Origin of the sequence: Hasllibacter halocynthiae, from assembly GCF_003003095.1 — a bacterium.
Taxonomy (GTDB): domain Bacteria; phylum Pseudomonadota; class Alphaproteobacteria; order Rhodobacterales; family Rhodobacteraceae; genus Hasllibacter; species Hasllibacter halocynthiae.
Map to the genome: position 1 here is coordinate 180,229 of NZ_PVTT01000002.1, position 12,302 is coordinate 192,530.

The window sequence follows — 12,302 nt, forward strand, 5'->3', positions numbered from 1 at the left end:
CTAGCCTTCCGTGCGCAGCCCCAGCACGTCGTCCATCCCGTAGAGGCCCGGCGCGCGCCCCTGCGCCCAGGCGGCCGCCCGGGCCGCGCCGCGCGCGAAGATCGCCCGGTCGGCGGCAAGATGGCGCAGGACGACCCGCTCGCCGGGGGCGTGGAAGATCACGTCGTGCTCGCCCACCACGTCGCCGCCCCGGATCACGGCGAAGCCGATCGCCCCCTCGGCGCGCGGCCCCGTGATCCCGTCGCGCCCCCGCTCGGCCACGTCTGCGAGGCGCAGGCCGCGCCCCTCGGCCGCCGCCTCGCCCAGCATCAGGGCGGTGCCGGACGGCGCGTCGACCTTGCGCGCGTGATGCGCCTCGACCACCTCGACGTCCCAGCCGGGCAGCGCACCCGCGACCTGCCGCACGAGGCCGGTCAGGAGGTTCACCCCGAGGCTCATGTTCCCGGCCTTCACGATCGGGCAGTGCCGCGACGCGGGCTCCAGCGCCCGCTCCTGCTCGACGGTGAATCCGGTGGTGCCGATCACGCAGGCCGCCCGCGCCTGCGCCGCCAGCGCCGCGATCTCCAGCGACGCCTCCGGGGTCGAGAAGTCGATCACCGCCTGCGCCCGCGCCATCGCCCCGACAGCGTCGTCCGTCACGGTCAGGCCCTGCGCCAGCGGCTCCAGCGCGCCGGCGTCGCGGCCGACCCACTCCGACCCCGGCGCGTCCAGCGCGCCGGCGAGGTGCATCCCGTCCGTCTCGGCCACCACGCGCAGCAGCATCCGGCCCATCCGCCCCGAGGCGCCGTGGATCACCACGCCGAACCCGTCCATCGCACGTCCCTCCGTTGCGGCCCGCCCCCCCGTCGCCTATCTCGCGCCCCATGGCAAAGCGTTTCGAAGACGGGCCCGGCCCCTCCCAGCGGCAGCTCCGCGTGGGCGAGCTCCTGCGCCGGCGGCTGGCGGAGGTGCTGGCGCGCGGCGAGGTCCACGACCCCGAGCTCGACCGGCACACCATCACCGTGGGCGAAGTGCGCGCGACCCCCGACCTGCGGATCGCCACCGCCTACGTCCTGCCGCTCGGCGGGAACGACGCGGAAGGCGCGCTGCAGGCCCTCGCCCACGCCGCGCCCGAGCTGCGGCGCGCGGTGTCGAAGGGGCTGAACCTGAAATACGCGCCCGAGCTGCGCTTCCGCCTCGACGACACGTTCGACAAGCTCGACGCCGCCCGCCGCATCTTCGGCGAGGACCGCGTGCGGCGGGACGCCGAAGGGTGATCCGCCTCGCCGCGCTCCTGATGCTCCTGCCCTTCGCAGCGGGGGCGGAGGGCCCCTGCCGCGACCTGCGCTTCGAGGGCCGCGCCCACACCGTCTGCTCGGTCCCCGCCTCGGCGGACCTGCGCCTCTTCTGGGGCGAGGACGGGCAGCCGTTCGGCGGCTTCGACGCGCTCGCCCGCCACCTCGCGCGGCGGGGTGAACGGCTGGCCTTCGCCACCAACGGCGGCATGTACCACCAGGACCGCAGCCCCGTCGGCCTCTTCCTGACGCCCGAGGGCGAGAGGCAGCGCCTGATCACCGCCGACGGGCCGGGCAATTTCGGCCTGAAGCCGAACGGGGTGCTGTGCCTCGGCGCGGACCGGGCGATGGTGCTGACCACCGAGGACTACGCCGCCCGCCGCCCCGAGTGCCGCTACGCGACCCAGTCGGGGCCGATGCTCGTGATCGACGGCGCGATCCATCCGCGGTTCATCCCGGGGTCGGACAGCGTAAACGTGCGCGGCGGGGTCGGCGTGTCGGCGGACGGGCGCACGGTCCACCTCGCCACCTCCCGCGAGCCGGTGAACTTCCACCATTTCGCGCGCCTCTTCCGGGACGGCCTCGGGGCGCCGGACGCGCTCTTCACGGATGGGCGCGTCAACCGGGTCTACGCGCCCGGGATCGGGCGGAACGACGCCGGCCGGCGCATGGGCCCGATCCTGGGCCTCGTCGAGCCCGCGGCGGGCTGAGCCCCCCGCCGAACACGCACGGCCTTTCCCGAACGCGCGGCCCGGGCTAGGGGCACCCCATGGCAAGACGGCGCAAGGGCGACGACATCTCCGGCTGGGTCGTGATCGACAAGCCGGCCGGCCCGTCGTCGAACGCCGTGGTCGGGGCGGTCCGCCGGGCGCTCGACGCCCGCAAGGCAGGCCATGCCGGCACCCTCGACCCGGCGGCGACGGGCCTCCTCGCGGTCGCGCTGGGCGAGGCGACGAAGACCGTGCCTGCCTTGATGAACGCGCCGAAGACCTACCGTTTCGCCGTGCGCCTCGGCGCCGCGACCACGACGGACGACGCCGAGGGCGAGGTGACCGCCACCTCGGCCGCGCGGCCGGGCGACGCGGCGATCCGCGCCGCCCTTCCCGCTCTGACGGGCGAGGTCATGCAGGCCCCGCCCGCCTTCTCCGCCGTCAAGGTGGACGGACGGCGCGCCTACGCCGTCGCGCGCGCGGGCGGCGAGGTCGCGCCGGCCCCGCGCCCCCTGACGGTCCACGCGCTGACCCTCGAGGAGCGGCCCGATCCCGACACCGCCATCCTGTCGATGACCTGCGGCAAGGGCGGCTATGTCCGGGCGGTGGCGCGCGATCTCGGCGCGATGCTGGGCTGCCACGGCCACGCGCTCTGGCTGCGGCGCACCGCCACCGGCCCCTGGGCGGAGGGCGACGCCGTGCCGCTCGCCGGCGTGGGCCGCGCCGATCTGCGCCCCCTGGAGGAGGCCCTCGCCGGGCGCCCCCGCATCGACGTCGACGAGGCGGCGGCCGCGGCCCTGCGGCACGGACGGCCCGTCCCGTCCCCCGGCCCGGACGTCCACGGCGGCTGGGCGGCCGGCCCGGGCGGGTCGGCGGTCGCCCTCGTGCGGCGCGAGCACGGCGTCCTCCACGCCGGGCGGGTGATCGCCCCCGGGGGGGCCGCCGCCTGACCGCGTGATCGTTCGAATGCCGTGGGCCTGCCCACGGAAAGCCCCTTCTGCCGCCGCAAGGTTGCCGGGATGCGGGCTCATGCCGGTCGACGATGCGAAGGCCCCGCGCCCGAAGCGAGGAAGCCCGGACGGGAAGGATCATGCGATGCTGGCGATGGCGATGATATTTGGCGCGTTCGCGGCTGGGGTCGCGGTCGACGCGCTGTTCGCCGGCGCCGAGGACGGCGCCCAGGGCCCCTCCCCCGACGAAGGCGACATGCCAGAGGGCGAGGGCCCTTCGCAGGTCCGACCGCTCGACCTCTGGCTGGCCGACGGGGGCGGGATCCTGACGGGCGGCGACGGCGGCGACGTGCTGCGCGGCGGCGCGGGCGAGGACCAGATAGCCGGCGGGGCCGGCGACGACGTGATCGAGGGCGGGGCCGGCGACGACCGGCTGCGCGGCGACGCCGGCGACGATCGGCTGCAAGGCGGGGCGGGCGACGACGTGCTCGACGGGTGGGACGGCGACGACCTTCTCGTCGGCGGCGAGGGCGGCGACGCGCTGTCGGGCCATTTCGGGGCGGACGGGCTGGACGGGGGCGACGGCGACGACCGGTTGATCGGCGGGCAGGGCGACGACCGCCTCGACGGCGGCAGCGGCGCGGACGTGCTGCACGGCAGCGACGGGAACGACGTGCTGATCGGCGGCGGGGGCTCGGACGTGCTGCACGGCGGCCGCGGGAGCGACGTCCTCGACGGCGTGCGCGGCGAAGGCGCCGCCGCGGCGGCAGAGGACGACCTGAACGCCGGCCAGGGCGACGACACGCTGCGCCTCGGGGCGGGCGACCACGGCTATGGCGACAGGGGGCAGGACGACTTCGTCCTCGGCCGCTGGATCGAAGGCGGCGCCTCGGCCGAGATCCTGGATTTCGACCGGGAGGAGGACCGCATCGTGATCGAGTTGGACGCCGCCGAGATTAACGGCGCCGTCGTGGACGTCGTGACCGACGCCGAAGGCCGGAGCGTCGTCACCCTGGACGGCGCACCGATTGCCTCGCTCGGCACGGCCCCGCCCCCGGCGGTCGAGGACATCTTCCTCGTCGCCGCCTGAGCCGCCCGCCCCGCCCGAGCCGCCGCATCGCAGGGGGGCGCCCGCCGGGGCTTGAGACAGGCCTTGCCCCGCGCTAGGGGGCGGGCTTTCCATGGGCGCGGCTGCACGACATCGCGGCCGCCGCCGTCTTCACCCCCGGAGGAGGACCCGATGTCGATCACGCCCGCCGAGAAAGAGAAGCTCATCAAGGAGTACGCGACCAAGGAGGGCGACACCGGCTCTCCGGAGGTGCAGGTCGCCATCCTGTCTTCGCGCATCGCCACGCTGACCGAGCATTTCAAGACCCACAAGAAGGACAACCACGGCCGCCGGGGCCTGCTGAAGATGGTCGCCCAGCGCCGCAAGCTGCTCGACTACACCCGCGCCAAGTCTGAGGACCGCTACCAGGACCTCATCAAGCGCCTCGGCCTGCGGCGCTGAACCCGCGCACGCCGCCGCATCTCGGGGCCGTCCTTCGGGGCGGCCCTTCGCCTTTCGCCCGCCGGCATGGCCCGGCGGGCGCCGATCGCCGACGCCGCGTCCGGGTTGACCGCGCGGGGCGCGCCGGTCTCTCCTCCCTTCCTGAATGAGGGAGGAGGCGCCGCATGATCCCGACGCTCCGCGTTCTTGCCTGCATGGGCACCCTGCACCGGCTCCTGCCGTTCTGGCTCGCCGCGCTGGCGCTCCTCGTGCTGCGGTTCGAGCCCTGGCTTCCCCTCGCCGTGTTTTATGGCTTCGTGCTGCAGTTCCTCGTCGAGTATGCGATGCACCGCTTCCTGCTGCACCGCGCGCCGCCGCAGGATCAGGGCCCGTTCGAGGCGCTCTACCGCAGCCATGTCGGCCATCACGAATTCCCTGCCAAGCCCGAGTTCTTCACCGGCGACGACCATTGGTACCCCGTGCGCTTCGGCCTCCTCTCCGTGGCGGCGCACGTCCTCGTGCTCTGGCCGCTGATCGGCCTCGGTCCGGCGGCGCTCTTCTCCACGGTGGCGCTCTTCCTCGGCTCGGTGACGGCGTTCGCCTTCTACGAGTACTGCCATACGCTGGCCCATCTCGACGTGCCGAAGGGCCCGTTCGGGCGGCGCGTCACCCACTCCCACCTGCGGCATCACTTCAACGACCATGACGCGACCTTCCATGTCAGCTTCGGCATGGGCTGGATCGACCGCCTCTTCGGCACCGCCTACGACCGCGACGCCGCGAAGGGCCGCTTCGACCGCGAGACGATCCTATCGCTCGGCATGGATCCCGAGGACCTTCGCCTCGTCACCGCGCGCAAGGCGTTCGGCCTTCCCGCGCGGCCCGATCCCCGCCGGACCTGAGGGCTAGCGGGAACGCGCCAGGGGCGGCCGGTTCGCGCGCCCGCTTCCCTTACGCCGCGAAACCCCCTAGGTGGCGCCCGTCCGTCGAGGAAAGGCGCGGGGTCCGGCGCCGAAGGATGGCAGGACCGGGCGGCAATGGGGCCGCCATATGTGAACGGCGCACTGCCAAGGGGCAGTTCGGCGCCGGATAGGATGCGAATGTTCGATATCTCCAAGAAGTCCATGCAGTGGGGCGAAGAGACCCTCACGCTGGAGACGGGCCAGATCGCCCGTCAGGCCGACGGCTGCGTGATCGCCACCTATGGCGAGACCTCCGTGATGGCGGCCGTGACCTACGCCAAGGCGCCGAAGCCCGGCCAGGATTTCTTCCCGCTCACCGTCCACTACAACGAGAAGTACTACGCCGCGGGCAAGATCCCCGGCGGCTTCTTCAAGCGCGAGGCGCGCCCGACCGAGAAGGAGACGCTGACCTCGCGCCTCATCGACCGGCCGATCCGCCCGCTCTTCGTGGACGGGTTCAAGAACGAGGTGCTGGTCATCTGCACCGTGCTCTCCCACGACCTCGTCAACGATCCCGACATGGTCGCGATGATCGCCGCCTCGGCCGCGCTGACGCTGTCGGGCGCGCCCTTCATGGGCCCCATCGCCGGCTGCCGCGTGGGCTTCGAGGACGGCGAGTACGTCCTGAACCCCACCGTCGACGACATGCACAAGCTGCGCGAGAACCCCGACCAGAAGCTCGACCTCGTCGTCGCCGGCACCAAGGACGCCGTCATGATGGTCGAGTCCGAGGCCTACGAGCTGACCGAGGGCGAGATGCTGGGCGCGGTGAAGTTCGCGCACGATGCGATCCAGCCGGTGATCGACCTCATCATCGACCTGGCCGAGGACGCCGCGAAGGAGCCCTTCGACTTCCAGGCCCCCGACTACGGCGACCTCTATGAGGTGGTGAAGCGGGCCGGCGAGGACAAGGTCCGCGCCGCCTTCGCGATAACCGACAAGCAGGAGCGCACGGCCGCCATCGCCGCGGCGCGCGACGCCGTCCGCGAGGCGCTCTCGGACGAGCAGCGCGATGATCCGAACCTCGGCTCGGCCCTCAAGAAGCTGGAATCCTCCGTGCTGCGCGGCGACGTGGTGAGGACCGGCAGGCGGATCGACGGCCGCGCCCTCGACGAGGTGCGCGCGATCGACTGCACCGTCGGCCTCCTGCCGCGGACGCACGGCTCGGCCCTCTTCACGCGGGGCGAGACGCAGGCGCTGGCGGTGACCACGCTGGGCACGGGCGACGACGAGCAGATGATCGACGCGCTGCAGGGCACCTACAAGTCGAACTTCCTGCTGCACTACAACTTCCCCCCCTACTCGGTGGGCGAGACTGGGCGCTTCGGCCCTCCGGGCCGCCGCGAGATCGGGCACGGCAAGCTGGCCTGGCGCGCGCTGCAGGCCGTGCTGCCCCCCGCGACCGAGTTCCCCTACACGATCCGCGTCGTCTCCGAGATCACCGAGTCGAACGGCTCGTCCTCCATGGCCTCGGTATGCGGCGGCTCGCTGTCGATGATGGACGCGGCCGTGCCGCTGAAGGCCCCCGTGGCCGGCGTGGCGATGGGCCTGATCCTCGAGGATGACGGCGAGTACGCCGTGCTGACCGACATCCTGGGCGACGAGGACCATCTCGGCGACATGGACTTCAAGGTCGCCGGCACGGAGGACGGGATCACCTCGCTCCAGATGGACATCAAGGTCGCGGGCATCACGCCCGAGATCATGGAGAAGGCCCTCGCCCAGGCGAAGGAAGGCCGGCTGCAGATCCTCGGCGAGATGTCGAAGGCGCTGTCGGAGGGCCGGAACGAGTTCTCCGAGCACGCCCCCCGGATCGAGACGATGCAGATCCCCACGGACAAGATCCGCGAAGTCATCGGCTCGGGCGGCAAGGTCATCCGCGAGATCGTCGAGACCTCGGGCGCGAAGGTCGACGTCAACGACGACGGGGTCATCAAGATCGCCTCGCCGAACGGGGACGCCATCCAGAAGGCCTACGACATGATCCACTCGATCGTGGCCGAGCCGGAGGAGGGGAAGATCTACAAGGGCAAGGTCGTGAAGATCGTCGACTTCGGCGCCTTCGTGAACTTCTTCGGCAAGCGCGACGGCCTCGTCCACGTCTCGCAGATCGAGAACAGGCGCCTGAACCATCCCTCCGACGTCCTCTCCGAGGGCCAGGAGGTGTACGTCAAGCTCCTGGGCTTCGACGATCGCGGCAAGGTCCGGCTGGCCATGAAGATGGTCGATCAGGAGACCGGCGAGGAGATCGCGAAGGAAGACGCCTGAGGCTGCGGCCGCCGACACGGCTTCGCAGGGCGAGGGCGGCCGATGGGCCGTCTTCGTCCTCACCTTGCCGGGCGACGAGGACCGGCGGGTGCCCCTGCTGCGCGAGCTCGGGCGGCAGGGGATCGAGCATCAGCTCTTCTTCGGGGCCGACGGAAGGCAGGGCCTCTCCTCGGAGATGAAGAGGGAGGTCGACCGGCCCGGCACGCTGCGCGAGCTTCGCCGCCCGATGACCGACGGGGAGTACGCCTGCGCCCTCTCGCACCGCGCGATCCACCGCAGGATCGTGGCGGACGACCTCGACGCGGCGCTGGTCCTGGAGGACGACGCGATCGTGTCGCCCCGGCCGGGTGCCTTCGTCGAGGCCGGCGGCCTCTTCGTCCGGCCGATGATCCTTCTCGATCGCCAACGCGTCCGGGTCGTCCGATCCTCCGGCGACCCATTCCCGCCGTTCGGCCGGTTGTGGCGGGTCGTCGGAAGCTCCGCCTTGACGACGGGCTACGCCGTCTCGCACGACGCGGCCCGCCATCTGGACGCGTAGGCGACGCCCGTCCGCTCCGTGCCGGACTGGCCGAGCGACCTCTGGCGGGCGAGGGCCCACGCCCTCTCGCCCCGGCTCGTGGACAACGCGAACGCGAGCTCGAAGGTCAGCCATCTCGAGGACGAGCGCAGGAACCTCTCAGGGCGAAGCCGCCCAAGAGCTGGAGGCGCTACCTCCGGCGGGCGTAGTGGCGCGGCGACGTCCGGCGCCGCCGGTCGATCCGCCCGGACCCCTGACGCCGGCCTTCCCCGAGGCGCCGCGAAGGATCGCCGGCGATGCGCGCGGACCCTGCGAAAGGTTCCCGCCGGGGGCCGATCCGTTCACCTCTCCGTCATGTCGTTGAACCTCGGCAACGCTTCGGCGTTAAAAGGCAACGCATGCATTGCAGGAGACCCGCCATGGACCGCCGCGCCTTCTTCGCGACCGCCGCCGCCGCCGCAACCACCACCCTCGCCGCACCGGCCGTCTCCCAGTCGCAATGGACCCTGGATCCCCGTTTCCGCGCCCAGCGCGTCGCGGTACGCCCCGGATGGACGCCGGGCGACATCCACGTCGATCCCGCGATGCACCATATCTACCTCATAGAGGAAGGCGACAGCGCGATCCGCTACGGCATCGCGGTCGGCCGCGACGACCTCTACGTTCCGGGCACGTTCGACGTGGCGCGCAAGGCCGAGTGGCCGTCCTGGACCCCGACCCGCAACATGATCGAGCGCGAGCCCGACCTCTACGCCCAGTTCGCCGACGGCGTGCCCGGCGGGCCGGACAACCCGCTCGGGGCGCGGGCGCTCTACCTCTACCGCGGCGGGCGCGACACCTATCTGCGCATCCACGGCACCCCCCAGCCTTGGACGATCGGCTCGTCCGTCTCCTCCGGCTGCGTGCGCCTTCTGAACGACCATATCATCGACCTCTACGAGCGCGTCCCCACCGGCACCACCGCGGTGCTGCACGCCTGAGACGATGACCGGGCGATGTCGCCGGCGCCGTCAGGTTGCCGGAGACACCGCCCGGTTCTAGAGATCCGGCTCGATCTTCGGGATGAGGGCCGGAATTGGATATCGACGCCGTGATAACCTGGGTGGACGGATCGGATCCCGCCCACGTCGCGAAACGCGCCGCGCTGCGGGAAGCGTCGTCCCACCGGGAAGCCGACCTCCCCACCCGCTGGAAGAGTTCGCGCGAGATATACTGGTGCATCGCGTCGATCCTGCAGAACGCACCTTTCGTCCGCCGCATCCATGTCGCCACGGATGACCAGCGCCCCGCCGATCTGGAACTCTTCGAACGGTCGGGCCTGTGCGAGGCCGGTCGGATCGTCATCGTCGATCACCGCGAGGTGTTCGAGGGGTACGAGGACGCCCTGCCGACCTTCAATTCGCTCTCGATCGAAGCGGTGCTGCACCGCATCCCCGGTCTTTCGGAACACTTCGTCTACTTCAACGACGACTTCTTCCTGAACCGCCCCGTTGCACCGAAGGAGTTCTTCGGGCCGGACGGCATCCCCGTCCTCCGGGGCACGTGGGAAGCCCCGGACAGACGACGGCCGAAGATGATCGTCCGGCGCTTCCTGCGAAAGCTGCGAGGGTCCCGGAACATGCGTCCGAGCTACCGCGTCGCGCACGAGGTGGGCGCGCAACTCGCCGGGGTGACCGGTAACTTCCTTTTGACGCAGCACCTCCCGCGTCCCATGCGACGCAGCACGATCGAAGCCTTCCATCGGGAACATGCCGACGCCCTGCCGCGGCAGCTTGGCTACCGCCTGCGCCATCGCGACCAGTACCTTCCGGCAAGCCTCGCCAACCACCTCGAGTTCCGGCGCGAAGGCGCTCCGACGCAGCCCGACACGGGGATGGTCTACTACAAGCCGGGAGCGCGCTTCAGCCTCGACGAGTTCGTGACGGCGGTGGAGGCCGCTGAAGAGCCGTTCGGATGCCTGCAGAGCCTCGACGAGGCGCCCGCCTCCGTCGCCGCTCGGCTTGAAACCGTGATGGATCGCAAGTTCGGAACCGCCGCGTTCGGCAAGTCCAGCTAGCCGGCACGCGCGCCCACCCGTGCCCTCCGCGCGACGGGCAGCGCCCGCGGAGGGCCGAAGGCCCCCCGCGCGCCTGCCGGACGCGCGCCGCCGGCGCTCACCCCGGCTGCTTCGTGGTCCGCAGGTAGGGCAGCTTCCTCTCGAAGCCCCCGAACCGCTCGTTCGCCTCGTCGTCCGACACGGCGGCGGTGACGATCACGTCCTCGCCGTCCCTCCAGCCAGCTGGCGTGGCCACCTTGTGCTCGGCCGTCAGCCGGATCGAATCGAGGGCCCGCAGGATCTCGTCGAAGTTGCGGCCCGTGGTCATCGGATAGGTCAGCGACAGCTTCACCTTCTTGTCCGGCCCGATGATGAACACCGTCCGCACCGTCTGGTTGTCCGCCGGGGTCCGGTCCGCGGGATCGCCGGACGCCTCGGCGGGCAGCATGTCGTAGAGCTTGGCGACCGTCATGTCCGGGTCGCCGATCATCGGATACTCGACCGCGTTGCCCGTGTAGGACTTGATGTCGTCCTTCCAGCGCAGATGGTCCTCGATCGGGTCGACCGAGATGCCGATGATCTTGGCGTCCCTCCTGGCGAACTCCTCCGCCATGCCGGCCATCGCCCCCAGCTCGGTCGTGCAGACCGGGGTGAAGTCCTTCGGGTGCGAGAAGAGGATCGCGTAGCCGTCGCCGATCCAGTCGTGGAAGTCGATCTCGCCTTCCGTGGTCTGAGCGGTGAAGTTCGGGGCGGTGTCGCCGATGCGAAGGGCCATTGCGGGGCCTCCCGTGAGTGGTGGCTTCGCCCGCGACATAGGGCGGGCGTCCCGGCCCGCGCAAGACAGGGGGCCGCCGAACGGAACAGCGTCCCGGGCAGCCCACCCCGAACGGGACCCCGTCCCGCCGAAGCGCGCGGCGCGGGCCGCCGCACGCCCCGCGGACAAATCTTCGCGGCACCCGTGCCCCCGCCCCGCCCGCGCGCTAGAAGGGTCCATGGACGCGCCCGAGCTCTTCGTGACGAACTTCAACCCGCGCTACACGGGGGTCTCCTCGACGGCGGCGCGGCTGATCCCGCACCACGCGCGGCGCCACGCCCTCCGCCTCGTCGGCCATCCCCTGCCGGGCTGCCCCGCCCCGATCCCGGCCGCCGAGGCCGCGCGCCTCTGCCGGACGCCGCCTCCCGGCCGGCCCTTCGCGATCTGGCACGTGCGCCGCAACCCGGAGATGCGCGTCGCGCTCTGGCTTCGCGACGTGCGGCGCCTGCCGATCCGCCTCGTCTTCACCTCCGCGTCGCAGCGCCGCCACTCGGCCTATCCGCGCTGGCTGATCGGGCGGATGGACGCCGTGATCGCGACATCGCCCGGCGCGGCCGCCTTCGTGCGGGCCGACGCGACCATCCCCCACGGGGTCGACACCGCGCGCTTCGTGCCCGATCCGGCCGCCACGCCCGCCGCCGCGGGCTTGGCGGGGACGCGGGCGATCGTCGCCGTCGGCAGGCTGCGGCCCGGCAAGGGCACCGACCTCTTCGTCGAGGCGGCGATGCGCCTCCTGCCGCGGCATCCGGGCCTCGTCGCGGTGGCCTGCGGGCGCGCGCAGCCCCGGCACGCCCGCTTCGTCGAGGGGTTGAAGGCGAAGGCGGCCGCGGCCGGCCTCGGGGACCGCATCCTCTGGCCCGGCGACGTCCCGGCGGAGCGGATGCCCGCCCTCCTCGCCGCCTGCGACCTGATGCTGACCCTGCCCCGGTCCGAGCCCTACGGCGTCACCCCGCTGGAGGGGATGGCCGCCGGGCTGCCCTTCGTCGCCTCCGACACCGGGGCCTTCCGCTCCTTCGCCGAGGCCGCGCCGGACGACGAGGCGTGCGGCGTCATCGTCCCCCCGGGCGAGGAGGGGCTCGACGCGGCCGCGGCGGCCGCCGACGCCATCCTCTCGGACCCCGCTCGCCACGCCGCCATGCGCCGCACCGCCCGCGCCGTCGCCGTGGAGCGCTTCTCCATCAAGGGCGAGGCCGCCGGGATCGAGGAGGTCTACCGCCGCCTCTGGGCGGGCGAGATCGGGTCGGCCCGAAGCGGCCGGGCGTAACGTCACGCCCGTCTGGACG

13 protein-coding genes are annotated in these 12,302 nt (G+C 72.3%); 11 read left to right on the forward strand and 2 right to left on the reverse strand.

Annotated elements, in window-relative coordinates; all coding sequences use genetic code 11:
• Positions 1–813: a 4-hydroxy-tetrahydrodipicolinate reductase gene (dapB, locus tag BCF33_RS07840; protein ID WP_106160415.1), complete on the reverse strand. Its 813-nt coding sequence runs from the start codon at positions 811–813 to the stop codon at positions 1–3.
• Between the two features lie 50 nt (positions 814–863).
• Here dapB and rbfA point away from each other — a divergent pair, with 50 nt between their 5' ends.
• From rbfA to BCF33_RS07890, 10 genes are all read left to right on the forward strand, one after another.
• Positions 864–1,256, forward strand: a complete 393-nt coding sequence (gene rbfA / locus BCF33_RS07845; protein WP_106160416.1) for a 30S ribosome-binding factor RbfA — start codon at positions 864–866, stop codon at positions 1,254–1,256.
• Between the two features lie 20 nt (positions 1,257–1,276).
• Positions 1,277–1,984 carry a phosphodiester glycosidase family protein gene (locus tag BCF33_RS07850; RefSeq protein WP_106161462.1) on the forward strand — a complete coding sequence of 236 codons (708 nt, stop codon included), beginning with the start codon at positions 1,277–1,279 and terminating at the stop codon, positions 1,982–1,984.
• A gap of 59 nt (positions 1,985–2,043) precedes the next feature.
• The gene (gene truB, locus BCF33_RS07855; protein ID WP_106160417.1) at positions 2,044–2,934 is read left to right on the forward strand and encodes a tRNA pseudouridine(55) synthase TruB; all 891 of its coding nucleotides are present in this window, start codon (positions 2,044–2,046) and stop codon (positions 2,932–2,934) included.
• A 79-nt stretch (positions 2,935–3,013) separates the two neighbouring features.
• Positions 3,014–4,024, forward strand: coding sequence for a calcium-binding protein (locus BCF33_RS07860; protein ID WP_158259380.1), 1,011 nt, complete (start codon positions 3,014–3,016; stop codon positions 4,022–4,024).
• Positions 4,025–4,174: 150 nt separating this feature from the next.
• On the forward strand, positions 4,175–4,444 hold the full coding sequence (gene rpsO / locus BCF33_RS07865; protein WP_106160419.1) for a 30S ribosomal protein S15: 270 nt from the start codon (positions 4,175–4,177) through the stop codon (positions 4,442–4,444).
• A gap of 164 nt (positions 4,445–4,608) precedes the next feature.
• Positions 4,609–5,325 carry a sterol desaturase family protein gene (locus BCF33_RS07870; protein ID WP_106160420.1) on the forward strand — a complete coding sequence of 239 codons (717 nt, stop codon included), beginning with the start codon at positions 4,609–4,611 and terminating at the stop codon, positions 5,323–5,325.
• 198 nt (positions 5,326–5,523) lie between these two features.
• Positions 5,524–7,653 carry a polyribonucleotide nucleotidyltransferase gene (pnp, locus tag BCF33_RS07875; RefSeq protein WP_106160421.1) on the forward strand — a complete coding sequence of 710 codons (2,130 nt, stop codon included), beginning with the start codon at positions 5,524–5,526 and terminating at the stop codon, positions 7,651–7,653.
• Positions 7,613–8,191 (forward strand): glycosyltransferase family 25 protein, encoded by a 579-nt coding sequence (locus BCF33_RS07880; protein WP_106160422.1) that lies wholly within the window; start codon positions 7,613–7,615, stop codon positions 8,189–8,191. Before pnp ends, BCF33_RS07880 begins: the two co-directional genes overlap by 41 nt.
• 398 nt (positions 8,192–8,589) lie before the next feature.
• Complete coding sequence (locus BCF33_RS07885) at positions 8,590–9,150, forward strand: L,D-transpeptidase (protein WP_245883774.1); 561 nt, start codon at positions 8,590–8,592, stop codon at positions 9,148–9,150.
• Between the two features lie 95 nt (positions 9,151–9,245).
• On the forward strand, positions 9,246–10,226 hold the full coding sequence (locus tag BCF33_RS07890; RefSeq protein ID WP_106161464.1) for a stealth family protein: 981 nt from the start codon (positions 9,246–9,248) through the stop codon (positions 10,224–10,226).
• A 97-nt stretch (positions 10,227–10,323) separates the two neighbouring features.
• Here the strand turns inward: BCF33_RS07890 and BCF33_RS07895 are convergent, their stop codons facing one another.
• On the reverse strand, positions 10,324–10,980 hold the full coding sequence (locus tag BCF33_RS07895; RefSeq protein ID WP_106160424.1) for a peroxiredoxin: 657 nt from the start codon (positions 10,978–10,980) through the stop codon (positions 10,324–10,326).
• 217 nt (positions 10,981–11,197) lie between these two features.
• Between BCF33_RS07895 and BCF33_RS07900 the strand changes: the two genes are divergently transcribed.
• On the forward strand, positions 11,198–12,283 hold the full coding sequence (locus BCF33_RS07900) for a glycosyltransferase family 4 protein (RefSeq protein WP_106160425.1): 1,086 nt from the start codon (positions 11,198–11,200) through the stop codon (positions 12,281–12,283).
• Positions 12,284–12,302: the final 19 nt, after the last annotated feature.